This is a genomic window from Streptomyces sp. NBC_01384 (genome assembly GCF_045040035.1).
Taxonomy (GTDB): domain Bacteria; phylum Actinomycetota; class Actinomycetes; order Streptomycetales; family Streptomycetaceae; genus Streptomyces.
Map to the genome: position 1 here is coordinate 2,053,412 of NZ_CP109559.1, position 16,450 is coordinate 2,069,861.

General features: G+C 69.3%; 14 protein-coding genes and 2 pseudogenes. 9 read left to right on the plus strand and 7 right to left on the minus strand.

The annotated features are described in order from the left end of the window. Window positions 1-313: 313 nt before the first annotated feature. The gene (locus OG747_RS09155; RefSeq protein ID WP_405878781.1) at window positions 314-5,293 is read left to right on the plus strand and encodes a LamG-like jellyroll fold domain-containing protein; all 4,980 of its coding nucleotides are present in this window, start codon (window positions 314-316) and stop codon (window positions 5,291-5,293) included. A gap of 99 nt (window positions 5,294-5,392) precedes the next feature. Here OG747_RS09155 and OG747_RS09160 read toward each other — a convergent pair whose 3' ends face one another. Beyond that, on the minus strand, window positions 5,393-6,814 hold the full coding sequence (locus OG747_RS09160) for a GH39 family glycosyl hydrolase (protein ID WP_405878782.1): 1,422 nt from the start codon (window positions 6,812-6,814) through the stop codon (window positions 5,393-5,395). 229 nt (window positions 6,815-7,043) lie between these two features. On the opposite strand from OG747_RS09160, the gene OG747_RS09165 reads away from it, so the two are divergent. Both OG747_RS09165 and OG747_RS09170 read left to right on the plus strand, forming a co-directional pair. After that, window positions 7,044-8,138 (plus strand): DUF5925 domain-containing protein, encoded by a 1,095-nt coding sequence (locus OG747_RS09165; protein ID WP_405878783.1) that lies wholly within the window; start codon window positions 7,044-7,046, stop codon window positions 8,136-8,138. Between the two features lie 35 nt (window positions 8,139-8,173). Beyond that, a complete protein-coding gene (locus OG747_RS09170) occupies window positions 8,174-8,935 on the plus strand; it encodes a DUF72 domain-containing protein (RefSeq protein ID WP_405878784.1) in 762 nt (253 codons plus the stop codon). Between the two features lie 43 nt (window positions 8,936-8,978). Here the strand turns inward: OG747_RS09170 and OG747_RS09175 are convergent, their stop codons facing one another. Then, window positions 8,979-9,347, minus strand: a complete 369-nt coding sequence (locus tag OG747_RS09175) for a GntR family transcriptional regulator (RefSeq protein WP_405878785.1) — start codon at window positions 9,345-9,347, stop codon at window positions 8,979-8,981. Between the two features lie 139 nt (window positions 9,348-9,486). Here OG747_RS09175 and OG747_RS09180 point away from each other — a divergent pair, with 139 nt between their 5' ends. Next, window positions 9,487-10,416 carry a GNAT family N-acetyltransferase gene (locus tag OG747_RS09180; RefSeq protein WP_405878786.1) on the plus strand — a complete coding sequence of 310 codons (930 nt, stop codon included), beginning with the start codon at window positions 9,487-9,489 and terminating at the stop codon, window positions 10,414-10,416. Then, on the plus strand, window positions 10,397-10,939 hold the full coding sequence (locus tag OG747_RS09185) for a DUF402 domain-containing protein (RefSeq protein ID WP_405878787.1): 543 nt from the start codon (window positions 10,397-10,399) through the stop codon (window positions 10,937-10,939). The genes OG747_RS09180 and OG747_RS09185 overlap by 20 nt, the downstream gene beginning before the upstream one ends. Window positions 10,940-10,949: 10 nt before the next feature. On the opposite strand, the gene OG747_RS09190 is transcribed toward OG747_RS09185, so the two are convergent. Then, window positions 10,950-11,588 (minus strand): class I SAM-dependent methyltransferase, encoded by a 639-nt coding sequence (locus OG747_RS09190; RefSeq protein WP_405885487.1) that lies wholly within the window; start codon window positions 11,586-11,588, stop codon window positions 10,950-10,952. A gap of 155 nt (window positions 11,589-11,743) precedes the next feature. Here OG747_RS09190 and OG747_RS09195 point away from each other — a divergent pair, with 155 nt between their 5' ends. Then, window positions 11,744-11,878, plus strand: a complete 135-nt coding sequence (locus OG747_RS09195; RefSeq protein ID WP_362068809.1) for a hypothetical protein — start codon at window positions 11,744-11,746, stop codon at window positions 11,876-11,878. A 43-nt stretch (window positions 11,879-11,921) separates the two neighbouring features. On the opposite strand, the pseudogene OG747_RS09200 reads toward OG747_RS09195, so the two are convergent. Further along, window positions 11,922-12,200: pseudogene (locus OG747_RS09200) on the minus strand (GNAT family N-acetyltransferase); the annotation flags it as partial. A 149-nt stretch (window positions 12,201-12,349) separates the two neighbouring features. Between OG747_RS09200 and OG747_RS09205 the strand changes: the two are divergent. Beyond that, window positions 12,350-12,832, plus strand: a pseudogene (locus OG747_RS09205) (lytic polysaccharide monooxygenase); the annotation flags it as partial. Between the two features lie 79 nt (window positions 12,833-12,911). On the opposite strand, the gene OG747_RS09210 reads toward OG747_RS09205, so the two are convergent. Together OG747_RS09210 and OG747_RS09215 are read right to left on the minus strand one after the other, a co-directional pair. Beyond that, the gene (locus tag OG747_RS09210) at window positions 12,912-13,769 is read right to left on the minus strand and encodes an esterase/lipase family protein (RefSeq protein WP_405878788.1); all 858 of its coding nucleotides are present in this window, start codon (window positions 13,767-13,769) and stop codon (window positions 12,912-12,914) included. Window positions 13,770-13,963: 194 nt separating this feature from the next. Beyond that, entirely contained in the window at window positions 13,964-14,410 is a 447-nt protein-coding gene (locus tag OG747_RS09215; RefSeq protein WP_405878789.1) for a MarR family winged helix-turn-helix transcriptional regulator, read from the minus strand. A gap of 85 nt (window positions 14,411-14,495) precedes the next feature. Here OG747_RS09215 and OG747_RS09220 point away from each other — a divergent pair, with 85 nt between their 5' ends. Next, the gene (locus OG747_RS09220; protein ID WP_405878790.1) at window positions 14,496-14,870 is read left to right on the plus strand and encodes a cupin domain-containing protein; all 375 of its coding nucleotides are present in this window, start codon (window positions 14,496-14,498) and stop codon (window positions 14,868-14,870) included. Here the strand turns inward: OG747_RS09220 and OG747_RS09225 are convergent. Continuing rightward, window positions 14,848-15,666, minus strand: coding sequence for an NADAR family protein (locus OG747_RS09225; RefSeq protein ID WP_405878792.1), 819 nt, complete (start codon window positions 15,664-15,666; stop codon window positions 14,848-14,850). The two genes, OG747_RS09220 and OG747_RS09225, sit on opposite strands and share 23 nt — an antisense overlap. A gap of 544 nt (window positions 15,667-16,210) precedes the next feature. Between OG747_RS09225 and OG747_RS09230 the strand changes: the two genes are divergently transcribed. After that, window positions 16,211-16,423 (plus strand): hypothetical protein, encoded by a 213-nt coding sequence (locus tag OG747_RS09230; RefSeq protein WP_405878793.1) that lies wholly within the window; start codon window positions 16,211-16,213, stop codon window positions 16,421-16,423. The last annotated feature ends 27 nt before the right edge of the window (window positions 16,424-16,450 follow it).

Consider the following 16,450-nt stretch of genomic DNA (forward strand, 5'->3'; position numbering starts at 1 on the left):
GCCACGAGCGTGCGGCCCGGCCCGTTATGACTGCCTTGTTGCCCCGGTGTCTGCCAGAAACCACAGCGTCCCGCTCCTCGACGTCCGTAATGATCACTCGATCCGAGCGGACGCTACCCACCACTTGACGCTCGACGAACCCTCCTACCGAGTCATGACCAGACCTTTACGTCGCATACATGACAACATTCTGCGGGCAATCGGGCGGAATGATCACCTCCAGCCACCTGTCCCTCTGGTCACGGACAGCAGCGGACTCCTAGCGTCGTGAACTACTGGATCTTCAGGTCATCAGACAGGGGCGAATCTCCACATGCGATGGCACCACATACCCGGCGCGCGCAGAACCACCGGCCGGAGCAGAGCCGCGGTCACTGCCGCGCTTGCCCTGATCACCGCCACAGCGAGCCTGACCCCGGCCTATGCCAACACCCCCAGGGCCACTACGGGGGACGCAGCCCACTACTCCTCCGGCGCATCCGCCCCGGTCGCCAAGGACACGCCCGAGCGATCGGACCTGCCATACCTGCCGAACGAATACGGCCCGTCAGCCACCCAGCGTGAGGCGATGGCGACTGCGGCGGCGAAGGCCCGGAAAACCGGGAAGGCAGTCGGGATCAACTCGTTGACAACCCCCGTCCAGCAGGTCACCGTCAGCCCCGAGGGCGGATTCCAGCTGTCGGCCAACCCCGAGCCCGTGCGGACCGAGCAGCACGGCAACTGGGTCCCCGTCGACATGACACTGCATCAGAACAGCGACGGCACGTGGTCTCCGGCCGCGACCGCGTACGGCACGGTGTCCTTCTCCGGTGGCGGCCACGCCCCATTAGTCACCACCCATTACAACGGCGTGAGCATGGCTGTCTCCTGGCCAGGCACGCTGCCCGCTCCTGTCATCAAGGGCGGATCCGCGACGTACCGGTCCGTGCTGCCCTCGGTGGACCTGGTGGTCTCGGCCACCGCCGCCGGCGGCTTCACCGACACACTGGTCGTCAAGTCCCCTGCCGCCGCTCAAAACCCGGCGCTGGCCACCCTCCGTCTCGGAACCCAGGTGACCGGCGGTCGCCTGAGCCGGGGCAATGCGGACAACCTCGCACTGCGTGACACCCGTGGCCGAGACCTCATGGACGCGGCCAGCCCGCTGATGTGGGACTCCAACACCGTGCTGCCGACGCCGGCAACCAAGAAAGCACAGAGGGCAAGCAAGGCCAAGGTCGCCGCGGACCCCTCGGATGCCGCGCACCCCGGGCTGGCCGCACGTGAGGCGCCGGTGGGTACGAAGGTGTCCGCCTCCGGGCTGTCACTCGTACCGGACTCCCGGATGCTGAAGGCCCACTCCACAGTGTTCCCGGTCTATATCGACCCGACGTTCAACTGGCACCCCTACGATCCCGCCGCCCCGGCCTTCGACGAGGTCAAGCAGGGCTGCCCCAACAAGTCCTTCTACAACCAGACCGGGTCACTCGCCGACGACGGGTACCTGGGGGTCGGCTACAACGGCTGGCAGGAGGGCGCCTGCTACACGGGCAAAGAACACGCGATCTACCAGTGGAAGCTGTCCTCCACCCTCTTCGGCGCGCACATCAACACCGCCACCGTCAACGCCACGGAGATCTACTCCGCGTCCTGCTCCAGCTCCTACACCGTCAACCTGCACTGGTCCGGCGGCATCGGATCGGGCACCGACTGGAGCAACCGGCCCGGCTACAACAACTACTCCACCTCCGCCGGCTACGCGCGTGCCTACAACCCGACATTCTGTCCCTCAAACGGTTCAGTCACCCACGGTCTGAACGTGCTCACCCCGATCGCCCACAACGCCGCCGGTCACTCCTCCACCTTCACCGCCACACTCAGCGAGGACTCCGCCGAGTCCAGCCACGACGACGGCGGCTTCTCCCGCTTCGCGCACAACCCCAGCCTGGAGATCTTCTACAACCTCCCTCCCTCCGCCCCCTCCAAATCGACGATGGCCGCAGTCGCCGGCGCGGACGACGCGGCCTGTGACACCACCGGCCCCGACTACCCGTACATGGGCAAGACCATCGCCAGCACCCCACCCGTGCTGAAGGCGAAGGTCTCGGACGCCGACGGCGACAAGCTGCAGGCGACCTTCCAGTACTGGATCAACGGCTCCACCACCCTGCACACCGGGCTCAGCAGCGACAACCTGGCCAGCGGCTCCTACGCCGCCTACAGCCTGCCGTCGAGCTTCATCAGCTCGCTGACCAGCGGTCAGATCGTGGACTGGCAGGTGAAGGTCACCGACGGCGAGGACACCACCGCCTACACCCAGTCCCCGACCTGTCACTTCGTCGCCGAACCCACCGCGCCGAGCGCCCCCACCGTCACCTCGAAGAACAGCCTCTACCCCAACACCGACAACGACGGGGGCGTAGGCGCCGCGGCCGGCACCGCCGGCACCTTCAACGTGGCCACCAGCGGCGGGGCCGGCGCGACGAAGTTCGTCTACTCCGTCGACGTACCGCCCGCCACCAGCAACCCGTCCGCTTCCCAGGTCGTCAACGCTTCGAGCAACGCCGCCGCAGTGACGATCACCCCCTACTCCCCCGGCCCGCACACCCTGTGGGTGTACGCCGTGGACGCCGCAGGCGACGACTCCGGCACCACCGGCTACCCGTTCCTGGCCGCCGGAGACCCGAACACCACCTGCACCAGCCTGTCCGCGTGCTTCAACAACACCGGTATCAGCGCCGACGCCACCCCCAGCCAAGCCGACCTGGACGGCAGCGGCGACAGCTACTCCGCCACCGACCTCGCCACCGCAGGCTGGGCCAGCGCCGGCAAAGTCACCGTTGACGGAGCGACCTTCACCCTGCCCGTCTACGGAGCCGGGCAGAAAGACAACGTCCTGGCCGCCAACCAGACCATCACCTACAACGGCTCCGGAAACGCGCTGGAGTTCCTGGCCACCTCCACTTGGTCGGCGCTGGCCACCCCTGGCGCCATCGCCAACGACGACACCGCGCCCTACGTCCCGACCGGGACCACGGTGAGCGGTTCGTACTGCTTCTCCGGCACCGACCCGGTGGGAGCCTGCGCAGCGACCGGCACCGTCACCTACACCGACGGCACCATCGCGAAATACGACCTGACCGTTCCCGGCTGGACTGTCAGCGCCGACGCCATCGCCGCCGTGATCCTGCCTCACCGCAACAACACCTCCGGGCAGACCACCACCCCGCACCGGCTCTACGCCTTCTCCGTGCCCATCGACCCGGCCAAGACCATCGCCTCGGTCACACTGCCCGATGTGGGCAATCACATCGGCAACCACACCCAGTCCCTGCACGTCTTCGGCATGGCCACCCGCAACACCACCACCGGCACCCCTGAGACCACCGGCAGCACCGCCGCCGCACCGACCGGCCAGAGCTGGACCGGTGCCTGGGCCAACCCCAACGAAGGCCAGTACAACTTCCAGGGCGCCAACTTCTCCAACCAGACCTTCCGTATCGCCCTCCCCGCCTCGACCTCCGGCAACACCGTCCGCATCAAGCTCGACAACGCCCTCGGCACCAGCAAGCTGTCCATCGGTCACGCCACCATCGCCCAGGACTCCGGATCCGGCGCCCCCTCCGCCGTGCCCACCGCCACCCCCACCACCCTCACCTTCGGCGGCGGCCAGTCAGTGACCATCCCCCAGGGCGGCTCCGTCTACAGCGACCCGCTCACCTTCCCCGTCACCGCCAACCACTACCTCCTCGTCTCCTACCAACTGAGCAACTCCGTGCCGTACCTGGTCCAGCACTCATTCGCCAACAACGCCTACCAATACGTCACCGTCACCGGTGCCGGGGACAAGACCACCGACACCACCGGCACGCCCTTCGACGGCAACACCGGAACCCTGCAAGGCTGGTTCACCGACCTCGTCACCAATGTCGACGTCACCACCAGCCACACCCCGACCGAAGCGGTGCTCGGCGACGGACTCATCGATGCCTTCCAGCCCAACACCACCCCAGTCGCCAGCGGAAGCCGCGTCTCCGACACCCTGGAAGGCGCCGAACCCACCACCCCCAGCCCCTACGGCACCATCGCCGAGGGCATCGAATCCAACGACCTCATGACCGACAACCCCCAGACCTTCAACGCCAAAACCCTCGGCGGCCCCTCAGCCCTCTCCCGCATCGACCGCGACATCCTCGACCAACCCGGCATCAGCAGCGTCGTGGTCTACGAAGGCCTCGAAGACCTCCTCAGCGGCAGCACTCCGGACGACCTGGAAGCCAACGGCTACACCGCCCTCGTCCAACAACTCCAAGGCTGGGGCATCTCCACCACTCTGACCTCCCTCACCCCCTGTGACGGCTTCGCCGGCGACGGCGCCACCTCCAACGACCCCTGCACCAGTACGGTCGACGCCAACCGCACCGACGTCAACGGCTGGCTCGGCGACATGGACCTCGGCAGCCCCTGGTCCACCCCGCCGGTCTATTACGCCGACTTCGACACCGCCCTCGCCGTGCCCGACACCGGCAACGGCGAGAACAAACTCGCCACGGCCGCCGACACCGGCGACCACGTCAACCTCACCAACTCCGGGTACGCCGCCGAAGCCCTCGCCATCCTCTCCCCCCACGACACCTGGGCCCTCGATGACGGCGACGGCTTCACCATCGCCAACGACACCGCCCCCACCGACACCCCCTACACCGTCAACGACACCACCGGCGTCGGCAGCAACACCCTGACCCTCAACGGCGCCACCACCTGGACCAACGACACCACCCGCGGCGAAACCCTCTCCTTCGACGGCACCACCGGCTACGCCGCCGGCAGCGGCCAGGTACTCAACACCACCGGCAGCTACTCCGTCTCAGCGTGGGTGAAACTCTCCTCACTGCCCACCCGCAATGCCACCGTCGCCGCCCAGGACGGCACCCAGAACAGCCCCTTCTACCTCCAGTACAACTACACCCACACCAGCAGCCCAAGTTGGGCCCTCACCTTCGCCAACACCGACACCACCAGCTCGGCCTTCACAGTCGCCGGCTCAACAACAGCAGCCACCGCCAACACCTGGACCCACCTGGTCGGTACCTACGACGCCACCACAAAGACCGCCCAGCTCTACGTCAACGGCAGCCTCGCCGCCACCGCCACCGGCGTCACCTCCTGGAACGCCACCAACGCCTTCGCCATCGGCCGCAGCCTGTACAACGGCAGCAACACCGACTTCTTCCCCGGTCTGATCAGCACCGTCCAGGCCTGGAACTACGCCCTCACCCCCAACCAGGTGACCGCGCTCTACCAGCAAATCCCCTGACCCCTCCCGTCGTGGGTGCTCCCGACCCGACAGCCAGGAGCACCCACGACGGCGAAGCGCGTGCGGCGGTTCGCCCCGGGTTCACCGGGACGAACCACTTCACCGGGTCAGCCACTTCACTTCGTACGCCTTCATGTCGAACCGCTTGCCGTCCACCTGAGCGCTGATGGAGCGGTTCAGGGTGTTCACGACGAGGACGGCCTTGACGGTGGCGAGGACGCGGACGTTGGGCACGTCGTCCGCGGCGACGGACACCGTCGCGTACTTCGTGCCGGGCGGGAACGCCTGGTCGAAGCGGGAGACGAGGTCGAGCATGGGCAGAGCCGCGCCCCCGTCCGCGCTGTCGGTCGGCGTCCACAGGCAGCCGGCGCAGTCGGTGCCCTTCTGCTCCTCCGGGTTCCAGTAGAAGCCGGAGGAGGCGCCGCCGCGGGCCATCGCGATCAGGCCGGCGGCCTGGACGGCGACGCGGTGGGTCTCGGACCAGCCCTTGCGGTCGTCGCTGCCGTCGGCGGGCTCGACGTAGTACTCGGCCCACCACAGCGGCAGGTCGTGGGTCTGCTCGCGCACCCACCGGCTGACTGCGGTGAGCTTGTCGGTGGCCGCGAACTCATTGGGGAGCAGGTCGTCGTCCTTGGTGTAGCTGGAGCCGTCGACCACGACGAAGTCGGCGCCCACCTTGTTCCTGTTCCAGTAGTCGAAGGCGTCGAGGACCCGCTGGTCCATGGTGCCCCAGGTGCCCTTCAGGGTCGTGGAGGCGTTCTCCGTCTGGCGCGGGTCGAGACTGTCCATGACGAGGTACGGCCCTCCGACCAAGATGTCCTTGTCGACCTTCTTCAGCGCCTTGTAGACGAGGTTGTAGAGCTCGGTGTAGCCCTCGTAGTCCCAGCGGCCCTCGCTGTTGTTCCAGAAGCCCTTGAACTCGTTCCAGACGATGAAGTGACGGACGTCCGGATAGCGCTTGGCGACGGTCGCGGCGAGCGCGGCGAAGTCCGCGTAGTGGGCGCGGTCCGGCGCGGTCTCCAGAGCCGCCTGGCTCCAGTTCGTGTTGTCCGCGCCGGACTTGCCGCCCTTCATCCAGTCCGGGGAACAGCACAGGGTGACGACCGGGGTGCCGCCGGACTTGCGGATGAAGTCGATACGGCGGTCCATCTCCGTGAAGTCGTAGCGCCCCTTGGAGGGTTCGGGGTTGCCCGCACCCCAGCCCATGATGTGCTGGATCTGCGGCAGCGACTGCTTCTGCAGCAGCCCCTCGACGCGCTGGGTCGCCGCGTCACTGCCCTCGTCGGCGCTGTACTGGGTGTGTGTGAAGCCCCAGCCCACCTCCGGCTGCGGCGTTTCGGGCGGGGTGACCGGAGTGCCGTGCACCTTGTCCCCGTCGCGGGTGGTGCCCGCGGTGCTCGCGCCGCCCCCCGGCAAGGTGTTGAGCAAGGTCACCACCAGGGCCAGAGCGGCCACTCCCACGCCGAGCAACGCGGTGAGCCGCCACCGCCGTGCCCCCGAATTCCACCCATGACGTCCCATCAAGGGCAACAGTAACGGCGGGGATCGGTCGCGGGACAGGTCTCGTAAGACCACAGCCGTGTAACAGGGCGGAGGGACAGGGATACAGAGAGGTACAGAGGGAGGGACGAGCGCCATCACCGCCATCACCGTCGCGACCGTCACCACCAGCACCGCCGACACAGGCGACACACAGGCCGCACTGCGGAAACCGGGTGCACGGGGCGCCCGCGTGACGGATCATGGCGGCATGTCTGCCAACCCACACGACGCTCTGCCGATCCGGCTCAACGTCGACGACAGCGACTCGCCGTCGGACGTCGTCGACGCGCTGTTCCTCGGCCGCTTCGCGACGGGCGAGCAGCCGCACTCGTACGCGGCCAACATCGACCGCGTACGGTCCGGGGCGACGCTCCTCCCGCCGGGCGCGCGTGTGCTGCGCTCGGCCCGCGACGACGACCGCAGCGCCACGCTCGCCGAGGGCGACGGCTGGACCCTGCTCGTGTCCCGCTGGAACCGTGGCGCCGACATCACGGTCACCGCGACCAGCGCCGAGCTGGCCGAGAAGATCCTCGACCAGGCCACGGACGGCGCGGCGGACGAGCCCGAACCCCAGCCGGAGAACGTGACGATGGGGTTCTGGTACGTGTCCCCGCGCCGCGGCCCGCACCGCACCACCCGCCAGATCTCGGCGGGTACGTGGGAGGAAGTGCGGCCGAACTACACGGCGCCGGTTGCGGACGCCATGGACCGCCTGATGAAGACGACGCCCGAGGACATCGCGGGCCGGCTGTTGCTGTTGCACGGTCCGCCCGGCACGGGCAAGACCTCGGCCCTGCGCACGCTGGCCCGCTCCTGGCGCGACTGGTGCCAGGTGGACTGTGTCCTGGACCCCGAGCGGCTCTTCTCCGACGTCGGCTATCTGATGGACATCGCGATCGGCGAGGAGGACAGCACCGGCAAGGGCCGCTGGCGGCTGCTCCTGCTGGAGGACTGCGACGAGCTGATCCGCGGCGAGGCCAAGCACACCGCGGGTCAGGCGCTCTCGCGGCTGCTCAACCTCACCGACGGGCTCCTCGGCCAGGGCCGCAACGTGCTCGTGGGCGTCACGACCAACGAGGATCTGGAGCGCCTCCACCCCGCCGTCGTCCGCCCCGGCCGCTGCCTCGCCCGCATCGAGGTCGGCCCGCTGACCCGCCCCGAGGCGCTGAACTGGCTCGGCGCGCAGGAGGGCGTCGGCCGCGAGGGCGCGACCCTGGCCGAGCTGTACGCGCTGCGCCGGGGCACGACCCCGACGTCGGTACCGGACCAGCGGGAGGGCGCGGACGCGGGGCTGTATCTCTAGCCGCCCGGAACTGCGTGCGGTGCTTTGATGGTCGTATGACCCTGTTCGTGGGCACATCGGGGTGGCAGTACAAGGACTGGCGCGGCGTCCTGTACCCGGACGGGGTGCCCATGCGGCTGTGGCTGGAGGAGTACGCGGCACGGTTCGCCACGGTCGAGATCAACAACGCCTTCTACCGGCTGCCGACGCGCGAGACCTTCGAGAGCTGGCGGGAGCGCACTCCGCCGGACTTCGTCGTCGCCCTCAAGGCGAGCCGCTATCTGACGCACATCAAACGGCTGCGCGACCCGGCGGAGCCGGTCGACCGGCTGCTGAGCCACGCCGCCGGGCTCGGTGACCGCCTCGGACCGGTGCTGCTCCAGCTCCCGCCCACCCTGCACGCCGACCCCGGTCTCCTCGACGAGTGCCTCGGCTGCTTCCCCGCCGACGTCCGGGTCGCGGTCGAACCGCGCCACGACTCCTGGTGGACACCGCAGGTGCGCAAGGTACTGGAGTCACGGGGCGCCGCCCTGTGCTGGGCCGACGTACTGGCCCGCCCGGTGACCCCCCTGTGGCGGACCGCCGGCTGGGGCTACGTCCGCTTCCACGAGGGTCGCGCCCAGCCGTGGCCGCGCTACGGCCGCCAGTCCCTGACGACCTGGATACGGCGCATCACGGACGCCTGGCCCGACGCCCCCGAGGTGTACGCGTACTTCAACAACGACCCGGACGCGGCGGCGGTCCGGGACGCGGTGACCTTCGCCCGCGCGGCGACGGCGACGGGCCTGACGGTGACCCGGGCACCGGACGACCTGTGAAGCAGGAAAGCCGACCCCCGTAAAAAGCCGACCCCCCTTGGAGCTAGCCCCCGTAAGCCGCCCGCAGGGCATCCCGTACGGCGTCCAGCGCGGCGGACTCGGAGAGGCCGAGGCGGCGCACGCGCTCGGCGTACGCCTGCGCGGCCGACGCCGCCTCACGCTCCGCCGCCGAGCCCGCGGCGGCGACGAACGTCCCGTTGCGGCCGCGCGTCTCGATCACCCCGTCCGACTCCAGCGCCCGGTACGCCTTGGCGACCGTGTTGGCGGCGAGGCCGAGCTCCTCGGCCAGCCCCCGCACGGTGGGCAGTTTGTAGCCGACCGGCAGCGCTCCGGAACGGGCCTGCTCGGAGATCTGGGCGCGCACCTGCTCGTAGGGCGCGGCCCCCTCATCGATGTGGATCTTCAGCGTCACGGAGCGATTGTCCCGTACCGACGGGAAAATGAAGGGCATCGGGAAACAAGGGCACCGGGAAACGAGGGGCATCGAGAAACAAGGGGCCCCCGGAAAATGAGAGGCGCCCAAACACACGCCCCACGTAGCGTGCGAGTCCATGGCTGTGATCATCAACGACGTCCGCCCCGACGACCGGCGGCACACCGAGGGCTTCGCCCGTGTCCGCAACCGCGCCCTCCCCTTCGTGCTGTACACCCCCGACTCCATCGCGTACGACATCGCGCACGCGCACCCCGACGCCCACTACCGCCCCCTGCTCGCCGAGCAGGACGGCGAAGTGATCGGCACCGCCCAGGTCGGTATCGCGTACGACAGCCCGGAGCCGGGTCAGGGCTACCTCAACGTGTACGTCGACCCGAGCCACCTGCGTCGCGGCGCGGGCTCGCTCCTGGTGCGCGCCGCCGAGGAGCGCTTGGCTGCCCTGGGCGCCACCAAGCTCTTCGCCTGGGTGCTGGACAAGCCGGGCAGCCGCGCGTTCGCCGAGAAGCACGGCTACCGTGCGAGCCGCTCCGCCCACTTCCTCCGCCTCGACCTGGCGGGCGGCACCCTGCCGCCGCTCCAGGACCCGCCGCCGGGCGTCGAACTCCGCAAGGGCTCGGACTTCGCCGACGACCCGCGCCCCCTGTTCGCCCTGGACGCCGAGACCTACTCGGACGAACCCGGGGACATCGCCCACGAGTTCACGGACTACCAGGCCTGGCTCCAGGAGACCTGGAACCACCCCATGTTCAGTGCCGAACTCACCACGGTCGCGCTCGTCGACGGCCGCCCGGCGGCGTTCAGCGCGGCCCGCACGGACGGCGGCACCCGCTACGGCACCGTGATGACGGGCACCGCCGCCACGTTCCGCGGCCGTGGCCTCGCCAAGCTCGCCAAGAACGACTCGCTGCACCGCGCCCGCGCCGCCGGATATACGGAGGCGTTCACGGGCAACGACAGCGGCAACGAACCGATGATCGCGGTCAACAAGTGGTTCTGCTACGAGATCTGCGCGACGGAGGTGCGGTATGTCCGTGAACTCGACTGACGGGTCGACCATGGTGGAGGTCGTCCTCGTCAAGTCCGGCCGCGTCAAGATCCGTTACGCCGCCGAGCTGCTCGCCGACGACGGCACCCGTGTCACCGTGCGCGCGCCGTGGGCGGGCGAGGGCTTCCGCGACTTCGGCTTCGTACGGTTCGAGCCGGGCGATGTCTTCACCGAGTACTACTGGCGGGACCGCTGGTACGCGATCAAGGAGGTCCGTGACGCGGAGGGCGTACGGAAGGGCTGGTACTGCGACATCACCCGCCCGGCCACCCTCTTGGGCGGCGAACTGGCCGTCGAGGATCTCGACCTGGACCTGTGGCGCTCCGCGGACGGCACGGACGTGCGCCGCCTGGACGAGGACGAGTTCGCGGCGAGCGGCCTCGCGACCACCGATCCGGAGGCCGCGAGGGCCGCGCAGGACGCCCTCGACACACTCGAACGCCTGGCCCGCGAGGGCGGCGGCTTCGAGACGCTGCTCGACCAGAACGCGATGAATACCGGTAGCTCGACCAGAACGCGATGAATACCGATGGTCAGACTCGGGCCACCACCGCGTAGCGCTCGTCCGCCACCTCCCGCCCCCACAGCCGCGCGTCGTCGGACAGCCGCTCCAGACGGAGGTCCGACGCGAAGGGCTCGAGGAGGGCGGTCAGCCGGTCCGCGGGTATGCCCACCGGGCTCAGCGTCCCCCACACGCCCTCGACCAGGACGAGGCGCCCTCCGGGGCGCAGCAGCCCGCTCCAGTGCCGCAGGACGCGCTCGGGGTCGGGCAGGGCCCACAGGACGTGCCGGACGAGCACGACGTCGAACCGCTGCTCGCCGACGGGCGGTGCCGTCGCATCACCGAGGAGGAACACCGCGTCACGCCCGGCGAGCTTGGCGCGGGCCAGGTCGACCATGCGCGGCGCGCGGTCGATCCCGGTGACGCGGTGTCCCCACTCGGCCGCGAGGAGCGACAGGCTGCCGGTGCCGCAGCCGAGATCGAGCACGTCGGACGGGGTCCGGGGCAGCCACCCGGCCAGCCGCTCCGCCCAGGCCTCCCGCACGGCGGCGTCGCGCAGCCCGTGGTCCGGCTCGTCGTCGAAGGTGGCGGCCTGGTCGTCCCAGTCGACATCCCCGCCCGGCCGCACGCCGTCCTGACACTGATTGACGCTGCTCTCACCTGGATTCATGTTGCCGTAACTCTCCATGTGCCCCAGGGTGACACCCACCACTGACAGTCGAATCGTGACAGCCACCACAGACAGATCCCGACCGATGAGGAACTCTCCCCGAAAGGGTCTACCTCCGTACAACAGCGGAATCCGGTAGGCACAAGGAGGCAGCCATGCGCCGTGTGACCGTGCAGAAGCCCCTGAGGAAGTCGGACTCCCGCCGGGTGCGGGACGAGGCCGACGAGCGTCCGGCCGAGCGCCCGGAAGTCCGAAAGGACATCCACCGCACGTGGTGGCCGGACGGGTGAGCGGCCCGGGCCGCACGCCCCGGCACAGAAACCGTCAGTCGAGGACCTCGGACAGTCCGAGCGCACGCGCGCGTGCGTCCACGAACGCCGGTTGCCGTCCACCCCGGCGCCCTTGCCATGGGCGTCGGGGTGGACGGCGATGCCGTCGAGGAAGAGATGATCCTCGTACGCCTCGTACGCCTTGAGCACCACGAGGCCGATCACGGACTTCCCGTGCTCCCATGTTTCCCGGACTTCTCCGGCTCCCCCGGACTCCCCCGGACTCCTCCGTGACGAACGCGCGCCCTGCCGCCACGTTCGCCGCGTGATCCGCCTCCGCTGGTATCTACCTGAGCGCAGTCTCAGCGCTCCCTTAAGCCGACCATAAGGATCTCCCTCACCCGCCTCCAGCAGGCGGTTTCACGGTTTCTTGGGGCTAGTTTGCTGATCATCCCCTCGCCCCCGGGACCGATTCGATCGAGGAGCTCCCCCATGCCTGGTCGCCGCAGGGCCGCCACCCTCGCCGCCGTCGGTGTCGCCCCACTCGCCCTGACCGTGCTCGCCGCGCCGCCCGCCGCCGCGCACGGCACTGTGGGCGACCCGGTCAGCCGGGTCTTCCAGTGCTACGCGGAGAATCCGGAGAGCCCCACGTCGGACGCCTGCAAAGCGGCCGTCGCGGCCGGCGGCACCCAGGCGCTGTACGACTGGAACGGCATCCGGATCGGTGACGCGAACGGCAGACACCAGCAGATCGTCCCCGACGGGAAGCTGTGCAGCGCGGGCAACGACGAGTTCAAGGGCCTGGACCTGGCCCGCGCCGACTGGCCGGCGACGAGCGTGAGCAGCGGCGCGTACACCTTCAAGTACCGGGTGACGGCCCCGCACAAGGGCACCTTCAGCGTCTACCTCACCAAGACGGGTTACGACCCCTCCAAGCCGCTGGCCTGGGCCGACCTGGACCTGGCGCACCCGGTCGGGCACGGTCGCTAGACCCTGTCGTCAAGCTCCGGGGCCTGTCCGGCGGCTCAGGTCGGACAGGCCCCGGCTGTGGCGGTCAGCTGAACACGGAGGCGCAGTTCGTGCTGGTGGCGTGCGCCGGGTCGAGGGCGTTGGCCGCCTCGTGGAAGGCGATCCGGTCGAGGAGTCCGATCGCCGCATGCTCGGAGAGGTCGACCGGGCACAGGTCCTGCAGCAGTACGTTGTGGACGTCGGATCCGGTGAGGAACTGCGAGCGGTACGGCGTGACCACCTCGTCGTACTTGGTGGCGATCACGGTGTAGTGGACGCCGGCGACGGTGTCGCCGCCCGCGTTGAGCTTGGTCAGGAACGCTGATCCGACGATCTGGTCGGCGAGCGCGGGCGTGGCCGCGGACAGCAGGTCCTCGGCGCCGGGGAAGTACGGCAACAGGTTGGTGAGGCCGTCGAGGGTGGTGCCGTGGTTGTCGGGCGCGATGCCGACGAAGGTGTTCACCTTGGCGGCGCCGCCGAGGAACTTGAGGTAGTAGCGGGGCATCAGGCCGCCCTGCGAGTGGCCGACGAGGTCGGCCTTGGCGGCGCCGGTGGCGGCGAGCACGTTGTCGACGAAGACCTGTAGTTGCTCGGCCGACTTGTCGATCGGGCCGAGGGCGTTGAAGAGGGGGACGCCGGGCAGTTGCCCGTAGTCGAGGGAGAAGACGCAGTACCCGCGGTCCTCCAGATAGGGCGCGAAGGCCAGCCAGTTGTCCACGGAGTTCGCGAAGGTGCCGTGGACGAGGACGACGGGGTGGGGGTGGGCGGCGGAGGGCTTGCAGGAGTAGTCGTTCCAGCCGCTGCTCGGCGCGGCGGCATGGGCGGTGGCGGCGGGGACGACGGCGACCGCCGTGGTCAGCAGCAGTGCGGTGAGGGGTCTGAGCAGGCGCTTCCAGGGCAGCATCGGGTGATCTCCTTGCGGCTCAAGGGAGTTGCGACGACATACGCCCTGTGATCCGGATCACGAGGATGCTGTTCACTCGTCAAGTTACGGACGAGTAGTGCAAGTGTGAAGTTACGCGTCAGTAAAAAACTTCTGGCGGCACAGGACGGCACTGACACGTGCCGCCGACGACCCGCACGAGCCAACCCAAAAGATCACCAGGTGGGCCTGATGGGGCCATAGGGAGCGATCCGCAGCAACTGCGCGCACAACACGCGGACTTCCCCCTCCCCGAGCAGCTCCACCCACGGCCGAACAGCCTCCGCCGCCGCCTCCTCCGCGGCGCGCGTGCACTCCCACCCGCGCCCGGTCAGCACGACCAGCCGGGCCCGCGCATCGCCGGGATGCGGCCGCCGCTCCACATACCCCTTGCGCACCAACTCGTCGACGAGCTGACTCGCGGCCTGCTTGGTGACCCCGAGGTGCGCGGCGAGGTCGGTGACCGTCGCCCCGCCCGGGGCGAGGCGCGTGAACGCAAAGCCGTGCGCGGGCCGCACCCCCTCGAACCCCCGGGCGACCACGCCCTCATGAATACGCTGCGTCAGCTCACCGGCGACGGCGAGCACGGCGGCGGACAGGGTCACGGCCTCGGAGTTCTGCACGGAAGCATTGAAACACCCTTGACGTATTGGTCAAGCAGCTTGACCATGTAGTCAAGGAGCTTGACCATCTACCTGGAGGCCTGCCATGCCCGTCGTCCGCCCGTCCGAAGCCGTCGTCCACGAGATCCACGGCGCCCGTTTCGTCTCGTACGCCACCCCGCTGAGCGGCAGCAAGGAACTCTGCGCCTGGCGCGGCGAGATACCCGCGGGGACCAAGGCACCCCTGCATACCGTCAACCGCGAGGAGATCTTCCACCTCCTCTCCGGCGAACTCCTGATCACGCTCGACGGCCGCACCGAGCGGATCACCGCGGGCGACACGGTGATCATCAACCCCGGCGCGACCCTCGGCGTCGAGAACCCGACCCAGGAAACCGCCACCTCCTGGGTCACCACATCCATCGGCCTCCAAGCGGAACTGGCCGACGGCTCGGTCCTCACTCCCCCGTGGGCGAACTGATCTGGAAGGCGAGCTCGGAGCGGGTGAGCTCCAACAGGCGGCCGACCCAGTTCCGCCCGCGACTGTCGGGGGCGTCGGTCCAGTGGAGGGACTCCGAGAAGCCCGTGTAGCTGATCCTCGCGTCCCCCGTGGAGAGGAGCACCTCCGCCAGTTCGGGGTGTTGGCCGAACTTCGCGCGCAGCAGCCCGGCCATGACGGCGAGCCGGGCCTGCGCCCAGTCGGCCCGCCGTGCGGCCCGGCCGCCGAGGTCGTGCGCGTCGCGGCCGGACGCCGCCTCCCGGATACGCGTCCGGTCGGCGGCGTCGGCCGCCGACAGCGCCCAATATCCATGCAGTACGGATGCGTAGGTCTCCCCGGCGAAGTCGATCCTCACCGGGAAGTCGTTGCGCAGTACGAACAGACCCGGCTCCTCGGGCCAGCCCCGCGGATGGACGACCTCATTCGAGACGACGGCCGGGTGGCCCGCCACGGCCGGATCGTCGGCGTACCGGACGGCCCGCCGTTCCTCCGCGTCCTGGACGGCCCGGTCCCCACGGTGGAAGTAGTCGAGTGCCTCGTGACGCAGCTCCGCCGTGACCACCGGGCCGTCCCCGTCGACCGCCTCGCCGAGGTCAGTGACCAGGATGCGCAGCGGGCGGTCCTGACGGTCCATGTCACCCAGGACGTAGATGCGGAGGTGGGGCGGGACGGCGAGATGGGCATCCCGCAGTGCGAGGCGCCGGGGCTCGGTCGGATCCTGCTGGTAGTGCCGGATCGCGTCGTGGCACCGCTGTGCGGCGGTCGGCCGTCCACTCAACTTGTCGACCAGATCGGCGACTTCGAGGAGGAAGCCGTCCGGAGTCAGCGGTTCGCTGTCGCGAGAGCAACACGGCCGCGGCCACCCACCAGAGGGGATTGAGAAAGCCGAGGCCGAACAGGACGACGATCAGGACGAGAAGCAGAACGAACACGGCGGGCCTCCCCGGAGCGGAACAACGCATCACTGCCGGGGGCCGGGGCCTGTTCGAACAGCCTAGCCCTCCCCAGAGGTTGCGGATAGCGACCCCTGTCCGCGGCGTCCGACGGAACCGGTCGAAAGGGGATGGCCACTTGACATCTGTCCGGGGAGTGCGGAGAGGGCTAGCGTGCGTGGTACGGCCCGAGCCCCCGGCAGCGTCGATCACCTCTCGCGCTCCTTCGGGGGCGCACCTCGCGCATCAGTGCCGGAACCCGTCCCGTCACCAACGGGCGACTCCCGCACCCGCCATCGCCACTCGATCATGGCGCGGCATCGATGCGCCCCGTGCGGGCACCCTTCTGCTGCCCGCCGCGTCGCACGCATTTCACGACAGGCGGTACACATGTACGCGCTGATCGTTCCGGCTTCGACCCCCTTCGTCCTGCTCGCCACCGTGATGGGCCTGTCCTGGTGGGAGGACCGCATCCTGCCGGCGCCACCGGCCGAGCTGGTCAACGCTCCCGCCGAGGCTCCGTTTGCCCCAGCGGCCCCTGCCCAGCTCGCAGAACTCCCCCATGTTGACACTGCGTTGACAAGGGAAGTCGCCCGGCGTTGACTGACAGCACGGTGTAGTGCCATGCCA